Source organism: Pseudomonas sp. GW821-FHT05D12, from assembly GCF_059419825.1.
The window spans coordinates 122,499-139,274 of record NZ_JBWKSN010000003.1; the positions used below are offsets into that span (position 1 = coordinate 122,499).

Below are 16,776 nucleotides of genomic sequence, written 5' to 3' on the forward strand. Positions count from 1 at the left end.
TTCGTCAAACCCTCGGTTTGACGCGCAACTGTCATCTGGCCACTGCGTAATTGTGTGAAGCGTTTGACGCTTTCATTTCAAAACAGTGACGGAGACCGGTAACAATGAAGACGTTATTAAGCCCTATGGTGGGTGCCGCCATGGCGAGCTTTATGCTGTCCGCCCATGCCGATTTTATCGATGACAGCCACGCCGACGTGACCCTGCTCAATCGCTATCTCAACCAGCAGGGGCGTGATGTGGTCAACAGCAACGCCAAGGCCCACAGCATTCGCGATTGGGGCCAGGGTTTCGAGTTCAACTTCAAGTCGGGATACACCGAGGGGCCGGTAGGTTTCGGCTTGGATCTGCAGGCGTTCTACGGGCTGAAACTGGATTCCGGTGGCGACCTCAACGACAAGGATCACCAGGGCCGCTACCCCGGCAGCATGTTCCCGCTGGACAACGGCAAGTCCGCCGACCAGTTCGGCGTGCTCAGCCCGACGTTCAAGATGCGCTTCGCCCAGGACGAGCTGCGCGTCGGCACGCTGTACGGCAACAACCCGGTCCTGGCCAACACCGACGGGCGCCTGTACCAGCAGACCAATACCGGCGTGCAACTGGTGTCCAAGGACCTTACCGACTTCACCTTCACCGGCGGCGATATCCTCAAGACCAAGATCCGTAACGAGACCGGCGACCAGGGCATGATCACCGCCGGCGGCACCAAGGAAAGCGATCGCTTCCTGTTCGGCGGTGCGGACTACACCGGCATCCAGAACACCACCGTCAGCCTGTGGTACTCCAACCTTGAGGACTACTACCAGCAGTTCTTCCTCGGTGCCAAGCGCCATGACGCCCTGTCGGTCGGCGCGATCGACACCGATGTGCGGGTGTTCCGCAGCCTGGGCGTGGGCGGCAACGCCGACGGTGACAAGGACTTCGCGGCGGCGGGTCTCTACGGTGACGGCGTGAACAAGGGGCGCATCAACCAGACCACCGCCAGCTTGCTTGAGAGCTACAGCCTGGACGGCCATACCGTCGGCCTGGGTATCCAGAAAAACAGCGGCGACAGCGACTTTCCCTATCTGGATTCCGGCTTGAACAGCGGCGACAACCGCCAGGGCCCAGGTTCAGGTGCCGACACTCCGGCCTTGACCAACATGCAACTGAACAAATTCCAGCATGCCGGCGAGCGCACCTGGCTGGCGCAGTACAAATATGACTTCGGCAAACTCGGCCTCACCGGCCTGACGTTCTCCGCGGCGTATGCCCACGGCGATGACATCCGCACCGCACAAGGCACCACCAGCGAATGGGAACGTAACGTTGCCGTGGCGTATCAAGTCCCCACCGGCACGCTCAAAGGGCTCGGTGTGACCTGGAAAAATGCCCACGCCAGCCCGGACATCAGCGGTGCCACCGTGCAAGATGAAAACCGCTTTTATGTCAGCTATGTCGTTCCACTCTGGTAGGCAATTGCTGTAAAACGGAAAGGCAGACTTAAGCGATTCAGCTGGTTAAAAGGCCTGGGAATAACCTTATTCCCAGGCCTTATTTGCCTACGTCCAAGAGAGGATTCGATGACTTACATTGCTGCCGAAAACCGCTATGAATCTATTCCGTATCGCCGCGTAGGCCGCAGTGGACTGGTGCTGCCGGCACTGTCCCTGGGGCTGTGGCACAACTTTGGCGACAGCACCCCGATCGACACCCAGCGCGCCCTGTTGCGCACCGCGTTCGACCTGGGGATCAACCACTTCGACCTGGCCAACAACTATGGCCCGCCGTACGGCAGCGCCGAGATCAACTTCGGCCGTTTGCTGCGCGAAGACTTCAAGCACTACCGCGACGAATTGATCATCTCCAGCAAGGCCGGCTGGGACATGTGGCCCGGCCCCTACGGCCAGGGCGGCGGTTCGCGCAAATACGTGCTGGCCAGCCTCGACCAGAGCCTGCAACGCCTGGGCGTCGACTATGTGGATATTTTCTACTCGCACCGGTTTGATGCCGACACCCCACTGGAAGAAACCGCCAGCGCCCTCGCCACCGCCGTGCAACAGGGCAAGGCGTTGTACATCGGCATCTCTTCCTACTCCGGGGTAAAAACCCGCGAAATCGCCGCGCTGCTCAAAGAGTGGAAAGTGCCGCTGCTGATTCATCAACCGGCCTACAACCTGCTCAACCGTTGGGTGGAAAAAGACCTGCTGGACACCACCGAAGAACTCGGCGCCGGGGTGATTGCGTTCACACCGCTGGCTCAAGGGCTGCTGACCGACAAGTACCTCAACGGCGTGCCGGCCGATGCACGAGTGAATCGTCCGGGTGGCGGTTCGTTGCAGGCCAAGCACCTGTCCGAAGCCAACATCGCCCATGTGCGTGCGCTGAATGAAATCGCCCAGCGCCGTGGCCAGAGTCTGGCGCAACTGGCCCTGGCCTGGACCTTGCGCGACCCACGGGTGACCAGTGCGCTGATCGGTGCGAGCCGGCCGGAGCAGATCATTGAAAACGTCGGGGCGTTGAAGAACCTGAGCTTCAGTGCCGAAGAACTGGCGGAGATCGATCGGTTCGCGCAGGAAGGCGGGATCAACTTGTGGGAGAAGCCGTCTACTGCTGAGTAATCTGCAGTAGTCGGTCACTGTGCCGGGCTTGCCTGTGAGGGTGGTGGGTCAGTCGATGAAGGTGTTGGCTGATCCACCGTTTTCGCAGGCAAGCCAGCTCCCACAGTTGATCTTCAGTGGGGCGAATTTCCTTGGTCCGGCTCGGTCACTGTGGGAGCCGGGCTTGCCGGTGATGGCGGTGGGTCAGTCGATGATGGTGTTGGCTGGGCTACCGCTATCGCAGGCAAGCCAGCTCCCACAGTTGATTTTCAGTGGGGCGAATTTCCTTGGCCGGGCTCGGTCACTGTGGGAGCTGGGCTTGCCGGTGAGGGTGGTGGGTCAGTCGATGGAGGTGTTGGCTGGGCTACCGCTTTCGCAGGCAAGCCAGCTCCCACAGTTGATTTTCAGTGGGGCGAATTTCCTTGGCCCGACTCGGTCACGGTGGGAGCCGGGCTTGCCTGTGAGGGTGGTGTGTCAGTCGATGAAGATGTTGGCTGATCCACCGCTTTCGCAGGCAAGCCAGCTCCCACCCTCGATCTTCTGTGTGATCTAGAACGGCACGTCCCCAAGAATCGTCGCCCGGTGCATCACGCGCCGTTGCGGCCGGTAGTCATCTACCGCGTAATGCTGGGTCACGCGGTTGTCCCAGAACGCCACGTCATTTTCCTGCCAACGCCAGCGAATGGTGAACTCCGGGCGGGTCGCGTGAGCGAACAGCAGCTTCAGGATCGCTTCGCTTTCGGCAGGTTCGAGCTCATTGATCCTGGTGGTAAACCCATCGCTCACAAACAACGATTTACGCCCACTCACCGGATGCGTGCGCACCACCGGATGCGACAGCGGCGGGTTTTTCTTGCGGGTTTCTTCCCAGCGCGCCAGGTCTTCGGCGGTGTTGCCGAAGCGTTCCAGCGGGAAGGATTTGGTGAAGTCGTGGGTGGCGGTAAGCCCGTCGAGCAAGCGCTTCAACGGCTCGGACAGCGCCTCATACGCCGCGATGCCACTGGCCCACAACGTGTCGCCACCAAACGCCGGCAGCAGTTTGGCGCTGAGCACCGCGCCAAGCGCCGGGGTGGGCAGGAAGGTCACGTCGGTGTGCCACACGGCGTTGTCACGCACGTCGGTGACGGCGGTGTCGAGGATCAGCACTTCGGGCTGTTCCGGCACATTGGGGTAGATCGGGTGGATGTGCAGGTCGCCGAAATTCGCCGCGAACCGCGCCTGTTGCTGCGGGGTGATCGGCTGGCCACGGAAGAACAGCACCGAGTGCGTGAGCAACGCCTGTTCGATGGCGTCGCGCTGTTCGACGTTCAGCGGCTGGGTGATATCGACGCCACTGATCTGGGCGCCCAGGGCGGTGCTTAATGGCGTAACGGTCAGGCTGCTCATGCGGTTCTCGTCAATAAGTGCTTAGTGTGCCTGGCCATGCCAAGGCACCAATTTGCGCTGCAGGGCGCGCAGGCCCATTTCCATGGCGAAGGCAATCAGCGCGATCACCAGGATCCCTAGTACCACCACATCGGTGACCAGGAACTGCGCCGCCGACTGCACCATGAACCCCAGGCCACTGGTGGCCGCGATCAGCTCGGCAGCAACCAATGTCGACCAGCCCACCCCCAGGCCGATGCGCACGCCGGTGAGGATGTCGGGCAGGGCGCTCGGCAGGATCACATGGCGAATCAACTGGGCGCGGGTCGCACCCAGCGACTGTGCCGCGCGCAGTTTGGCCGGGTCGACGGTGCGCACGCCGGTCGCGGTGGCGATGGCAATCGGGGCAAAGATCGCCAGGTAAATCAGCAGCACCTTGGACAGCTCGCCGATGCCGCACCAGATCACGATCAGCGGCAGATACGCCAACGGCGGAATCGGCCGGTAGAACTCGATCAGCGGGTCGAGAATGCCACGCGCAATACGGTTGGCGCCGATGGCAATGCCCACCGGCACGGCGGTCAGCACTGCAAAGCCCAGGCCCAGGCCGATACGGCTGAGGCTCGCGCCCAAGTGCTGCCATAGGGTGGAATCCATGTAGCCCGTGGTCGCCAGCAGCCAGCCTTTTTGCAGCACGGCAGACGGCGGCGGCAGGAACAGCGGCTCGATCAGACCGGTGGCGGTCACGGCCCACCAGATGGCCAGCAAGGCCACCAGGGTCAGCAGGCTGATCCAGCGCGTGCTCAGGCTGCGGCGCACGGGGATAACGGCGTGCGGCACCGACTTGGTCGCGGTGGCGGGAAGTTCGTAGCTGCTCATGCGGACACCTGCCGTTGCGAGAACACTTTGCCCAGCACGTGTTCGCGGGTTTCGATAAAACGCGGGTCGGATTTGATCGCCCGCGCCGACTCACCGGCGGCGTAGCGTTGGCCAAAGTCCAGGTGCAGGCGTTCGACGATCTGGCCGGGGTTGGGCGCCAGCAGGATCAAGTCAGTGGCGAGAAATACCGCCTCTTCGATGTCATGGGTGATCAGGAATACCGGCTTGGCCGTGCGCCGCCAGACTTGCAGCAACAGCTCCTGCATCTGCTCGCGGGTGAAGGCATCGAGGGCGCCGAAGGGTTCGTCCATCAGCAACACGCGCGGGTCTGCTGCCAAGGCGCGGGCCAGGCCGACGCGCTGTTTCTGGCCGCCGGAGAGCTGCCAGATGCGGCGGTTGTCGAAACCGGCGAGGTCCACCAGTGCGAGCATTTCCCGGGCGCGCACTTCGCGTTGTGCCTTGGCCACTCCGGCCAGTTCGAGGCCGAAGCCGACGTTGGCGAGCACGTCCTGCCAGGGCAGCAGGGCGTCGTCCTGGAACACCACGCCACGTTCGGCGCTCGGGCCTTTGACCGGCACGCCATCAAGGGTGATGCGCCCGGCGGACGGTTCGACAAAGCCGGCAATCAGATTCAACAGCGAAGTCTTGCCACTGCCGGACGGGCCGAGGGCTACCAGCAATTGCTGGGGCCCGAGCTCCAATGAAATATCAGACAGTACCGGTTCTGTGGCGCCTGGGTACTGTGCGCTGATGCGCTCCAGTTGTAGCAAGGCCATCGCGATGAACTCCTGAATCAGTTAGTGATGAACTTGGCGCTGACGTAAGGGGCGTAGTCCGGCAGCACGGCGTCGACCTTGCCTTGCTCCTTCAAGAACGCTGCAGTGTCGGTCACCGCCTTGGTGGTCGGGGCGCCCAGCAGGGTTACCTGGTCAGCCGCCAATGGATAGACGTTGCCTTGCAGCAGCAGCGGGATATCACTGGCCTTGGCGCCGGAGAGCTTCACCAGTTTGTCGACGTTACCTTTGTCAGCGATCCAGGCTTGTGGGTCTTTGCGGTACGCGGCGTAGGCGTCCAGGGTGACCTTGGCGAAGGCCGTGACAATTTCCGGGTGCTTCTCGGCAAAATCCTTACGTACGATCCACGCATCGAAGGTCGGCGCGCCGAACTTGGCCAGTTCGCCGGAGGTGATCAGCACCTTGCCGTTTTCCTTGGCCACGCCCAGGGCGGGGTCCCATACGTAAGTGGCATCGATGTCACCGCGCTTCCAGGCGGCGATGATTGCCGGCGGGGCGAGGTTGAGGATGGTCACTTTCGAGGGGTCGATGTTCCAGTGCTTCAGCGCGGCGAGCAGGCTGTAGTGACCGGTGGACACGAACGGTACCGCGACTTTCTTGCCGACCAGGTCGTGCGGGCTGTTGATCCCCGAACCGTTGCGCGCCACCAGGGCTTCGGCACCGCCGATCTGGGTAGCAACGAGGAAGGTTTCCACCGGCACTTTGCGCGTGATCGCTGCGGTCAGCGGGCTGGATCCGAGGTAGCCGATCTGCACGTCGCCGGAAGCGATGGCGGCGATGATGTCGGCGCCGTTGTCGAATTTGCGCCAGTCGATCTTGGCGTTGGTGGCTTTTTCATAAGCACCGTCGGCCTGGGCGACTTTCGCCGGGTCCACGGTGGTCTGGTAGGCGATGGTTACATCCGTCGCGTGGGCAAACAGACTGGCACCGGCCAAGGACAACGCCGCCAGGAGGCGCAGTGGGGTCAAAAGTTTCAAAGGGAAGCTCCTCAATCAGGCGGCCGAGGGTCGGCGTGTGAGGAGACTAAATGATCTAAGAATCCGAAAATAAATAACATTTTCGAATTAGCTTATGAGGAGAAGAGTGAATGCGGGTGTTGAGGGCGCATTGGCCAAATGTGCGAGCTGGCTTGCCTGCGATGCTCACGACTCGGTAGTTCAGATCTACCGGGTTGATGCTATCGCAGGCAAGCCAGCGCCCACACGGGGTGGCGTGATGCCTTAGTTACTGATCGCCAGGATACTGGCCTGGTACGACCCGACAAACACGTCAAAATCGCCCACTTCGTTCTGTTCCAGCTCCGCCTGCTGTGCCAGCGACGTGCGCGCCAGCTCTTCAAAGCGCGCCTGCTCTTCGGCTGGCAACGGCTCGCGGCGAAAATGCTCGGCGTGGACCTCGCTCTGATGCAGGGAGAACTGCGCAAAACTCTCTTTGCGCTCGGCCATTGCCGCCAGCACTTGGGCCGATGGCGTCAGGGACGGGTCCTTGACCTTGGCCAGTTGGGCGTCCAGCGCCTCGCTGTGTTCGCTGATGCCGTGGCTCGCATCCAGCAGGGCCGCCAGCGGCGCAATCTGCTCGAGCAATTCGGTGGCCCATTCCTTCATGTCCACTGCCTGGCCCTGGCGCTGCAATTGCAGGCCCGGACGCCGGCCTTCCTTGACCACGCTGAGGAAGTTGGACGTGGCGTTGCCGCATTCGTTATTGGCGAACAGCGGGCTGTCGTTCAGCGCGCAGTACAGCAGGAACGCGTCGAGGAAGCGCGACTCCGGCAGGTCGATACCCATCGGCAGGAACGGGTTGATGTCCAGGCAGCGTACTTCGATGTACTGGATGCCACGCGCCATCAGCGCCTGGATCGGCCGTTCGCCGGTGTAGGTCACGCGCTTGGGGCGGATGTTGGAGTAGTACTCGTTTTCGATCTGCAGGATGTTGGTGTTGAGTTGTACCCATTCACCGTCCTTGTGCGTGCCGACTTCGACGTAGGGCGCGTAGGGCGTTGCCACCGCTTCGCGCAGGCTGTCGGTGTAGCTGGCCAGATCGTTGTAGCACGGCGTCAGGCCAGCCTGGGCGTTGCTCTGGTAACCCAGGTCGCTCATGCGCAGGCTGGTGGCGTACGGCAGGTACAGGGTGTCGGCGTCGAGCACTTCCAATTGATGCGAGCGACCGCGCAGGAAGCCCGCGTCCAGTGCCGGCGAGGCCCCGAACAGGTACATCAACAGCCAGCTGTAGCGGCGGAAGTTGCGGATCAGCGCGATATAGGCAGTGGACTGGTAGTCGCGGTCGGTGCCGACAAACCCTTCCGTCTCCTTGAGCAGCGGCCACAACTGTTCCGGCAGCGAGAAGTTGTAGTGGATACCGGCGATGCACTGCATGGTCTTGCCGTAACGCAGGGCCAGGCCCTTGCGGTACACGTACTTGAGCTGTCCGATATTGGAGGTGCCGTAGTAGGCAATCGGAATGTCTTCCTCGGCCGGCAACGGGCACGGCATCGAAGGGCTCCACAGGTATTCGCTGCCGAGCTTGGTGTAGGCAAAGCGATGGATCTTGTCCAGGCTGCTCAGGGTATCGGCCGGGTTGGGCAGGGCTGGGGTGATGAACTCCAGCAGCGATTCCGAGTAGTCGGTGGTGATCTGTTCATGGGTCAACGCGGCGCCCAGGGCTTCGGGGTGCGGCGTTTGCGCCAGGCGACCCTCACCGGTGACACGTAGGCATTCACGCTCGATGCCGTGCAAGCATTGCTCTAGCAGGGAGAGGTGTTCGCGCTTGCCGAGCAGGGCCAGGCGGCGGTTGAGAAGTTCGCTCAAGTTAGATTCCTTCACGCGTCAGTCGCCCCAATATGGGGGTGGGCAAGACGGTCTACAAGGGTGAAGTTAAAACTGGCGTTATCGCCTGGTTTTGAGTCGATTTGACTCGCTTTGGAAAAGCCTACTTCACTCCTTGAATTGGGCTATAGCGCAGCAAGAAAATTCCGACGCTGTTGTCGCAGCGCCGAAATTAACTCAAATCGAGGGCGGGGAGCTATAGGACAGCGAAGGTGCCTTGTGCTTTTGCGACCAGTTTTTCGTCCTGGTACACCTCGGCCTCGACCACCAGGGTGCGTCGACCGGCGTGAATCACGCGGCTGGTGCATAACACGTCACCGTCGGAGACCGCGCGAATGTAATTGATCTTGCATTCGATGGTCGCGCTCTGCTGGTCGAAGCCATGGGAGCTGGAACAGGCCAGCCCCATGGTGATGTCCACGAGGCTGAAAATTGCCCCGCCATGGAGCTTGCCTGCGCGGTTGCGCAGTTGCGGCTCCAGGGTCAGGGCCACCTCGGCAACGCCTTCGTCCAGGCGTTGCAGGCGGCAGCCGATCAGTTCGCTGAAGGCGCTCTGGGTCAAGCCGGCTGGGATTTCCATCAGCGTTTCTTCAACTGTTTGGCGTTGGCGAACAGCGAGGCCATGGCGTTATTGGACGGCGCGGCGGTCGCGGTTTCCTTGCGCGGCGCATTGTTCTGCGACTGGCGCGGCGCCGAGCCTGGGCGGGCACCGCGAGCCCCGTCGATTTTCTCGCCAGGGGTGTCGCTCATGCGCATCGACAGGCCGACGCGTTTGCGCGGGATGTCGACTTCCATGACCTTGACCTTGACCACGTCACCGGCTTTCACCGCTTCACGTGGGTCCTTGATGAACTTCTCCGAAAGCGCAGAGATGTGCACCAAACCGTCCTGATGCACGCCGATGTCCACAAAGGCACCGAAGTTGGTCACGTTGGTCACCACACCTTCGAGGATCATGCCCAGTTGCAGGTCCTTGAGGTCTTCGACGCCGTCCTGGAACTCGGCGGTCTTGAACTCGGGACGCGGGTCACGGCCGGGTTTTTCCAGCTCTTGCAGGATGTCGGTGATGGTCGGCACACCGAAGGTTTCATCGGTGTACTTTTTCGGATCCAGGCGCTTGAGGAACGCGGCGTCGCCGATCAGCGAGCGGATGTCGCGGTCGGTCTCGGCCGCAATGCGCTGCACCAGCGGATAGGCTTCCGGGTGAACCGCCGAGGCGTCCAGCGGGTTGTCGCCATTCATCACGCGCAGGAAACCGGCGGCCTGTTCGAAGGTTTTTTCACCCAGGCGTGCGACTTTTTTCAGCGCGGCGCGGGTTTTAAACGCGCCGTTCTCGTCACGGTGGGTGACGATGTTCTGCGCCAGGGTCGAATTCAGGCCGGAGATTCGCGCCAGCAGCGCCACGGAGGCGGTGTTCACGTCCACGCCCACGGCGTTTACGCAGTCTTCCACGACCGCGTCCAGGCCGCGCGCCAGTTTCAGCTGCGACACGTCGTGCTGGTACTGGCCGACACCAATGGATTTAGGGTCGATTTTCACCAGTTCGGCCAGCGGATCCTGCAGGCGACGGGCGATGGACACCGCACCACGGATCGACACGTCGAGGTCCGGGAATTCCTTGGACGCGAGCTCCGACGCCGAATACACCGAAGCGCCGGCCTCGGAGACCATGACCTTGGTCATCTTCATGGCTGGGTATTTTTTGATCAGCTCGGCGGCCAGCTTGTCGGTTTCACGGCTGGCGGTGCCGTTGCCGATGGCGATCAGGTCCACGGCGTGCTTGGCGCACAGGGCCGCCAGGATCGCCAGGGTCTGGTCCCACTTGTTGTGTGGCACGTGCGGGTACACAGTCGCGTGGTCCAGCAGCTTGCCGGTGGCATCGACCACGGCGACCTTGCAGCCGGTACGCAGGCCCGGGTCGAGGCCCAGGGTCGCACGCGGGCCGGCCGGGGCGGCCAGCAGCAGGTCGTGCAGGTTGTGGGCGAAGACGTTGATCGCTTCGGTTTCGGCACCGTCGCGCAACTCGCCCAGCAGGTCGGTTTCCAGGTGGGTGTAGAGCTTGACCTTCCAGGTCCAGCGCACCACTTCGCCCAGCCATTTATCTGCAGGACGGTTCTGATTTTGAATGCCGAATTGTTGACCGATCATGCCTTCGCACGGGTGCATGGTGCCCGGCAGCTCGTCGCCGACTTTCAGCGCGGAGCTGAGAATGCCTTCGTTGCGGCCACGGAAAATCGCGAGCGCGCGGTGGGACGGCATACTTTTCAGCGGTTCATCGTGTTCGAAATAATCGCGGAACTTGGCGCCTTCTTCCTCTTTGCCGGCGATGACGCGGGCGCTGAGGGTGGCTTCCTGCTTGAGGTAGGTGCGCAGTTTTTCCAGCAGGCTGGCGTTTTCGGCAAAACGCTCCATGAGGATGTATTTGGCGCCCTCGAGGGCGGCCTTGACGTCGGCGACACCTTTTTCGGCGTCGATAAAGCGCGCGGCTTCGGTTTCCGGGGTCAGCGACGGGTCGTTGAACAGGCCGTCAGCCAACTCGCCGAGGCCGGCTTCCAGGGCAATCTGGCCCTTGGTGCGGCGCTTCTGTTTGTACGGCAGGTACAGGTCTTCGAGACGGGTCTTGGTGTCGGCGAGCTTGATGTCGCGTTCCAGTTGCGGGGTCAGCTTGCCCTGCTCCTCGATGCTGGCGAGGATGCTGATACGCCGTTCGTCGAGTTCTCGCAGGTAGCGCAGGCGCTCTTCCAGGTGTCGTAGTTGGGTGTCGTCGAGGCTGCCGGTCACTTCTTTACGGTAACGGGCGATGAAGGGCACCGTGGAGCCTTCATCCAGTAGAGCGACGGCCGCTTCGACCTGTTGTGGGCGTACACCGAGTTCCTCGGCGATGCGGCTGTTGATGCTGTCCATAAAACCACCTGAAATTCTTAGAAGCAGCCCGCAGGCCCGGAAAACAAGGCCTTGCGCGGCTGGTTGAGCGGCCCGACTGGCGCCGCTGCCTGGGTCAAGAGGCTGCCTATTGACCCTCGAAATCGAAAAAATCACGACAAGCGGGTGAAAAAAAGCCCGGCAGTAAACGGTAACGATCTGACGTTGCCCTGCACGACGGCGCCGCATTATAACCAGCGTTCTGTCCTTGGGGGGTACTGCGCCCGTGGTTGTGGGACGCGGGTTCGCTGGCGGTAGAGGAAAAATCTGCTAACAATGCACACGGTGCGTATAACGGCAGCTACGCCATAATGCGCGCCGAGATAAGAGGAGCATCCAATGAGCAGCACTGCACAAACTGCTGAAGGCGAAAAAATTCTCATCGTTGATGACGATCCGGGGCTGAGCAGCCTGCTGGAGCGTTTCTTCAACTCCAAGGGCTATCGTGCCCGCGCGGTGCCGAACACCGAGCAAATGGACCGCCTGTTGGGGCGTGAAGTGTTCAACCTGGTCGTGCTCGACCTGATGTTGCCCGGCGAAGACGGCCTCACCGCCTGCAAGCGCCTGCGCAGCGCGAACAACCAGATTCCGATCATCATGCTCACCGCCAAGGGTGATGAGTTGAGCCGCATCAAGGGCCTCGAGCTGGGCGCTGATGACTACCTGGCCAAGCCGTTCAACCCTGACGAGCTGATGGCCAGGGTCAAGGCCGTGCTGCGTCGCCAGGCCGCTCCGGTACCCGGTGCCCCGGGCAGCGAAGACGAGAGCGTCACATTTGGCGACTACGAACTGTCGCTGGCCACTCGTGAGCTCAAGCGCGGCGATGAAGTGCACATGCTCACCACCGGCGAATTCGCCGTGCTCAAGGCGCTGGTGATGAACGCGCGCCAGCCGCTGACCCGCGACAAGCTGATGAACCTGGCCCGTGGCCGGGAGTGGGACGCCCTGGAGCGCTCCATCGATGTGCAGATCTCCCGTCTGCGCCGGATGATCGAGCCGGATCCGTCCAAACCACGGTACATCCAGACGGTATGGGGCGTGGGCTATGTGTTTGTGCCGGATGGCACCGCAACAAAGTGACCAATGATTTGCAGGGCGGGCATTCCAACGTTTGATTCCATGAGGGTCGACGGGATGCCCGGCGTCTGCAATTCTGCGAGCGCCGCTCGTTCCTGCCAGGTGTCCAGCTGTCTTCTATGAAAACCCCTCTTTGGTTCCCGCAAAGTTTTTTCTCCCGCACCCTTTGGCTGGTGCTGATCGTCGTTCTGTTTTCCAAGGCGCTCACGCTGGTTTATCTGTTGATGAACGAAGACGTGCTGGTGGATCGGCAGTACAGCCACGGTGTCGCCCTGACATTACGTGGCTATTGGGCAGCCGATCCCGAGAGTCGTGAAAAAATCGCCAAGGCGTCGACATTGATTCGGGTTGACGGGGCCGGCGTGCCGGAAGGCGAGCAGCATTGGCCTTACAGCGAGATCTACCAGCGCCAGATGCAGGCCGAGCTGGGCGAGGACACCGAAGTTCGGTTGCGCATGCATGTCTCACCCGCATTGTGGGTGAGGGCGCCGAGCCTGGGGGATGCCTGGATCAAGGTGCCGCTGTACCCGCATCCGCTGCGGGGACAGAAGATCTGGAACGTGCTGGGCTGGTTCCTGGCGATCGGGCTGCTCTCAACCGCCTCGGCGTGGATTTTCGTGCGCCAGCTCAACCAGCCACTCAAGCGCCTGGTCTTTGCTGCGCGCCAGCTGGGGCAGGGTCGCAGCGTGCGCTTGCCGGTCAGCGATACGCCCAGTGAGATGACCGAGGTGTATGGCGCGTTCAACCAGATGGCGGAGGACGTCGAACAGGCCGGGCGCGAACGCGAGCTGATGCTGGCGGGCGTGTCCCATGACCTGCGCACACCGTTGACGCGCTTGCGGCTTTCTCTGGAACTGATGGGCAATCATTCCGACCTGACCGATGACATGGTTCGCGATATCGAGGACATGGACGCGATTCTCGACCAGTTCCTGGCGTTTATCCGCGATGGTCGTGACGAGGTGGTGGAGGAGGTCGACCTGACAGACCTGGTGCGTGAGGTGGTAGCGCCTTACAACCAGAACGGCGAACAGGTGCGCATGCGCCTGGAACCGATCCAGCCGTTTGCGCTGCGCCGGGTGTCCATGAAGCGTTTGTTGAACAACCTCATTGGCAACGCCTTGCACCATGCCGGCTCGGATGTGGAAGTGGCGGCGTATGTGTCCGGCGACAGCGCGGCACCTTATGTGGTGCTGAGTGTGATGGACCGTGGCACCGGCATTGACCCGGCCGAGCTGGAAGGCATATTCAACCCGTTCACCCGTGGCGATCGTGCGCGGGGTGGCAAGGGCACCGGTCTGGGGTTGGCAATCGTCCGCCGGATCGCCTCGATGCACGGCGGCAATGTCGAACTGCGCAACCGCGAAGGGGGCGGCCTGGAAGCGCGCGTACGGCTGCCGCTCGGCCTGATGTTGCCCCGCGACGCGGTGTAGGGGCAGGTCCAGCTTCAAGCTTCAAGCTTCAAGCTATAAGCTGCAAGAGCAAGGCAAGCCGATTTGCTCTTTCTTGCAGCTTGAGGCTTGCAGCTTACAGCTTGAGACTAGCCTTTGCCCTTGGTCCTGGTCATGTTCGGCCCGCCATTTTTCTCCAGGTGCTGGATGATGATCCCCGCCACGTCCTTGCCGGTGGTGGTCTCGATGCCTTCCAGGCCCGGTGATGAGTTCACTTCCATCACCAGCGGGCCATGGTTGGATCGCAGGATATCCACACCCGCCACGCTCAACCCCATTACCTTGGCTGCACGCAGCGCGGTCATGCGTTCTTCAGGGGTGATCTTGATCAGGCTGGCGCTGCCGCCACGGTGCAGGTTGGAGCGGAACTCACCGGGCTTGGCCTGGCGCTTCATGGCGGCAATCACCTTGTCACCCACCACGAAGCAGCGGATATCCGCGCCACCGGCTTCCTTGATGTATTCCTGCACCATGATGTTCTGCTTGAGCCCCATGAACGCCTCGATCACCGACTCGGCGGCGGTCGCGGTTTCACACAGCACCACACCGATGCCCTGGGTGCCTTCCAGTACCTTGATCACCAACGGCGCGCCGTTGACCATCTCGATCAGGTCAGGGATGTCATCGGGCGAGTGGGCAAAGCCGGTGACCGGCAGGCCAATGCCGCGACGCGAGAGCAATTGCAGCGAGCGCAGCTTGTCCCGCGAACGGGCGATGGCCACCGATTCATTGAGGGGGAACACCCCCATCATTTCAAACTGGCGCAACACTGCGCAGCCATAGAACGTCACCGAGGCGCCGATCCGCGGGATCACTGCATCAAACCCTTCCAGCGGCTTGCCCCGGTAGTGGATCTGCGGCTTGTGGCTGGCAATGTTCATGTAGGCACGCAACGTGTCGATCACCACCATTTCGTGGCCACGTTCGGTGCCGGCCTCGACCAGGCGGCGGGTGGAATACAGACGCGGGTTTCGCGACAGCACAGCAATCTTCATGCAGCACCTGGGGCAGAAATAGTAGAGACCGGGAACACCGGCTTGTCTTGAACGTACTTGACGCCGGGATTGACCACCAGGTGGCCGTCAATCAGCGCCTTGGAACCCAGCAACAGGCGGTAACGCATGGCCTTGCGGCAGGCCAGGGTGAACTCCACCCGCCATACCCGATCCCCCATCGCCAGGGTGGTGCTGATCACATAGCGCACCTGCGCATGGCCGTTGGAGCTCTTGATGGTTTTCATCGTCACCAGGGGCGCTTCGCAGCGGCGGTGACGCAGTTGCACCACGCTGCCCAGGTGGGCGGTGAAGCGCACCCACTTCTCACCGTCGCGCTCAAACGGCTCGATATCGGTGGCGTGCAGGCTGGAGGTGCTGGCACCGGTGTCGATCTTCGCACGCAGGCCTGCCACTCCCAGGTCGGGAAGTGCCACCCACTCACGCAGACCCACAACGGTCAAATGGTCAAATGTCTTCAATATGGGTAACCGGTCAATTCGCCCAGGCGCGCGGGGAAACCTCGGCCAGGGCTTTGAATGCGGGCTTGGCGAACCAATAACCCTGCATCAGAAATATTCCGCAGTCGGACAGGAAATCGCGCTCGCCGGCACTTTCGATGCCTTCGGCGATGACAGTAACCCCCAACTGCTCACAGATTGTGACAATCCCCTGGACGATCACCTGACGGACACGGTCCTGGTCGACATCGCGGATCAGCGCCATGTCGAGTTTGATCAAGTCAGGTTGGAAATCGGCCAGCAGATTCAGCCCCGAATAGCCCGCGCCGAAATCGTCGATGGCGGTCTTGAAGCCGAATTCACGATATTCACGCAGAATATTGGTCAAATGGCGATAGTTATCTACATGCTCGCTTTCCAGTGTCTCGAAAATCAGTTGGTCCAGCGGAAAATTGTGCGCGCGAGCCGCCTCCAGGGTGCTGCGGATGCACAGCTCCGGACGGTACACGGCGTTGGGCATGAAATTGATGGAAAGGTGGGTTTGCATGCCCAGTGCGCTGGCCTGGGCAATTGCCTGGGTCCGGCAGCGCTGGTCGAAACGGTAGCGGTTGCTGTCGTTGACCTGCTCCAGTACCGACATCGCGCCTTCGCCATTGATACCGCGCACCAAGGCTTCGTTGGCAAAAATCGTATGGTCTCGCAGGTCTACGATAGGTTGGTAGGCAAAGGCAAAGTCGAAACCCAAGGGCTCGCTTTGCTGGCACCCCACGCACCGTTGGTTAGGCGAGGTGAGTGAAATGGGAAAGTCGGTCACGGTGAATCCTCGCGAAATCAGGGTGCTACCTGGCGTATCTTAGGTGAGCCTTGGGGTTTATGCGTCGAAGGGTTTCAACGGTAAAGTTGCGACATTTTTCAGAGCGGGGAATTCAAGTGGCTCAAAAGCAGGAAGAGGAAGAAAAGGTCCGTCTGGACAAGTGGTTGTGGGCCGCGCGTTTCTACAAAACACGTGCCCTGGCCAAGGCTGCCATCGAGAGCGGCAAGGTGCATCATCGCGGCGAGCGCTGCAAGCCGGGCAAAGAGCCACGTGTCGGTGATGAGTTGCAGATTCGTATAGGCTTTGACGAGAAGACCGTAGTGGTCCAGGCGCTTTCGATTGTGCGCCGTGGTGCGCCCGAAGCGCAGGCGTTGTACACCGAGACTGAAGCGAGTATCGCCAAGCGCGAAAACGCGGCGGCCATGCGCAAGGCGGGCGCTACCGGCATGACCACCGATGGCAAGCCGAGCAAGAAGCAACGCCGCGATCTGTTCAAGTTTCGCGGCAGTGGCAATGACGACTAGCTCCGCCGGCGACCCCTATCTGTCCCGGTGCTGCAGCGGACTCGTTGTGGCGAGCGGGCTTGCCCCGCGTCGGGCTGCGCAGCAGCCCCATCCCAC

At 61.5% G+C, this 16,776-nt stretch carries 15 protein-coding genes; 5 read left to right on the forward strand and 10 right to left on the reverse strand.

The genetic code is table 11. The features are described from left to right. Positions 1–125: 125 nt before the first annotated feature. On the forward strand, positions 126–1,454 hold the full coding sequence (locus tag AC07SI_RS06325; RefSeq protein WP_083221307.1) for an OprD family outer membrane porin: 1,329 nt from the start codon (positions 126–128) through the stop codon (positions 1,452–1,454). 108 nt (positions 1,455–1,562) lie between these two features. Beyond that, entirely contained in the window at positions 1,563–2,600 is a 1,038-nt protein-coding gene (mgrA, locus tag AC07SI_RS06330; RefSeq protein WP_010214105.1) for an L-glyceraldehyde 3-phosphate reductase, read from the forward strand. A 528-nt stretch (positions 2,601–3,128) separates the two neighbouring features. Here the strand turns inward: mgrA and tauD are convergent. From tauD to AC07SI_RS06365, 7 genes are all read right to left on the reverse strand, one after another. Further along, the gene (gene tauD / locus AC07SI_RS06335; protein ID WP_106805446.1) at positions 3,129–3,965 is read right to left on the reverse strand and encodes a taurine dioxygenase; all 837 of its coding nucleotides are present in this window, start codon (positions 3,963–3,965) and stop codon (positions 3,129–3,131) included. Between the two features lie 21 nt (positions 3,966–3,986). Continuing rightward, the gene (tauC, locus tag AC07SI_RS06340; protein WP_495005397.1) at positions 3,987–4,823 is read right to left on the reverse strand and encodes a taurine ABC transporter permease TauC; all 837 of its coding nucleotides are present in this window, start codon (positions 4,821–4,823) and stop codon (positions 3,987–3,989) included. Further along, the gene (gene tauB, locus AC07SI_RS06345; protein WP_065899593.1) at positions 4,820–5,599 is read right to left on the reverse strand and encodes a taurine ABC transporter ATP-binding subunit; all 780 of its coding nucleotides are present in this window, start codon (positions 5,597–5,599) and stop codon (positions 4,820–4,822) included. The genes tauC and tauB overlap by 4 nt, the downstream gene beginning before the upstream one ends. 17 nt (positions 5,600–5,616) lie before the next feature. Next, on the reverse strand, positions 5,617–6,594 hold the full coding sequence (tauA, locus tag AC07SI_RS06350) for a taurine ABC transporter substrate-binding protein (protein WP_495005398.1): 978 nt from the start codon (positions 6,592–6,594) through the stop codon (positions 5,617–5,619). A 243-nt stretch (positions 6,595–6,837) separates the two neighbouring features. Continuing rightward, a complete protein-coding gene (gene gshA, locus AC07SI_RS06355; protein ID WP_065899595.1) occupies positions 6,838–8,421 on the reverse strand; it encodes a glutamate--cysteine ligase in 1,584 nt (527 codons plus the stop codon). Positions 8,422–8,635: 214 nt separating this feature from the next. Then, complete coding sequence (locus AC07SI_RS06360; protein ID WP_065899596.1) at positions 8,636–9,019, reverse strand: PaaI family thioesterase; 384 nt, start codon at positions 9,017–9,019, stop codon at positions 8,636–8,638. Continuing rightward, a complete protein-coding gene (locus AC07SI_RS06365) occupies positions 9,019–11,343 on the reverse strand; it encodes a Tex family protein (RefSeq protein WP_065899597.1) in 2,325 nt (774 codons plus the stop codon). The genes AC07SI_RS06360 and AC07SI_RS06365 overlap by 1 nt, the downstream gene beginning before the upstream one ends. A 357-nt stretch (positions 11,344–11,700) precedes the next feature. Between AC07SI_RS06365 and ompR the strand changes: the two genes are divergently transcribed. Both ompR and AC07SI_RS06375 read left to right on the forward strand, forming a co-directional pair. After that, on the forward strand, positions 11,701–12,441 hold the full coding sequence (gene ompR / locus AC07SI_RS06370) for an osmolarity response regulator transcription factor OmpR (protein WP_065899598.1): 741 nt from the start codon (positions 11,701–11,703) through the stop codon (positions 12,439–12,441). Positions 12,442–12,557: 116 nt separating this feature from the next. Next, on the forward strand, positions 12,558–13,871 hold the full coding sequence (locus AC07SI_RS06375; protein ID WP_065899599.1) for an ATP-binding protein: 1,314 nt from the start codon (positions 12,558–12,560) through the stop codon (positions 13,869–13,871). Positions 13,872–13,978: 107 nt separating this feature from the next. On the opposite strand, the gene rimK is transcribed toward AC07SI_RS06375, so the two are convergent. The 3 genes from rimK to rimA are packed head-to-tail and all read right to left on the reverse strand — an operon-like array spanning position 13,979 to position 16,156. Then, positions 13,979–14,884 (reverse strand): 30S ribosomal protein S6--L-glutamate ligase, encoded by a 906-nt coding sequence (gene rimK, locus AC07SI_RS06380; RefSeq protein WP_003187674.1) that lies wholly within the window; start codon positions 14,882–14,884, stop codon positions 13,979–13,981. Continuing rightward, positions 14,881–15,363 carry a retropepsin-like aspartic endopeptidase RimB gene (gene rimB / locus AC07SI_RS06385; RefSeq protein WP_065899600.1) on the reverse strand — a complete coding sequence of 161 codons (483 nt, stop codon included), beginning with the start codon at positions 15,361–15,363 and terminating at the stop codon, positions 14,881–14,883. Before rimB ends, rimK begins: the two co-directional genes overlap by 4 nt. 13 nt (positions 15,364–15,376) lie before the next feature. Beyond that, positions 15,377–16,156, reverse strand: a complete 780-nt coding sequence (gene rimA / locus AC07SI_RS06390; protein WP_106805442.1) for a S6 modification regulatory phosphodiesterase RimA — start codon at positions 16,154–16,156, stop codon at positions 15,377–15,379. A gap of 116 nt (positions 16,157–16,272) precedes the next feature. Here rimA and AC07SI_RS06395 point away from each other — a divergent pair, with 116 nt between their 5' ends. Continuing rightward, the gene (locus AC07SI_RS06395; protein WP_065899602.1) at positions 16,273–16,680 is read left to right on the forward strand and encodes an RNA-binding S4 domain-containing protein; all 408 of its coding nucleotides are present in this window, start codon (positions 16,273–16,275) and stop codon (positions 16,678–16,680) included. Positions 16,681–16,776 lie beyond the last annotated feature (96 nt).

Coding starts and splice junctions, on each gene's coding strand:
- tauC (WP_495005397.1), bottom strand. CDS start 4,823: ATGAGCAGCTACGAACTTCCCGCCACCGCGACCAAGTCGGTGCCGCAC.
- AC07SI_RS06360 (WP_065899596.1), bottom strand. CDS start 9,019: ATGGAAATCCCAGCCGGCTTGACCCAGAGCGCCTTCAGCGAACTGATC.
- tauB (WP_065899593.1), bottom strand. CDS start 5,599: ATGGCCTTGCTACAACTGGAGCGCATCAGCGCACAGTACCCAGGCGCC.
- rimK (WP_003187674.1), bottom strand. CDS start 14,884: ATGAAGATTGCTGTGCTGTCGCGAAACCCGCGTCTGTATTCCACCCGC.
- AC07SI_RS06325 (WP_083221307.1), top strand. CDS start 126: ATGGTGGGTGCCGCCATGGCGAGCTTTATGCTGTCCGCCCATGCCGAT.
- ompR (WP_065899598.1), top strand. CDS start 11,701: ATGAGCAGCACTGCACAAACTGCTGAAGGCGAAAAAATTCTCATCGTT.
- AC07SI_RS06365 (WP_065899597.1), bottom strand. CDS start 11,343: ATGGACAGCATCAACAGCCGCATCGCCGAGGAACTCGGTGTACGCCCA.
- mgrA (WP_010214105.1), top strand. CDS start 1,563: ATGACTTACATTGCTGCCGAAAACCGCTATGAATCTATTCCGTATCGC.
- AC07SI_RS06375 (WP_065899599.1), top strand. CDS start 12,558: ATGAAAACCCCTCTTTGGTTCCCGCAAAGTTTTTTCTCCCGCACCCTT.
- tauD (WP_106805446.1), bottom strand. CDS start 3,965: ATGAGCAGCCTGACCGTTACGCCATTAAGCACCGCCCTGGGCGCCCAG.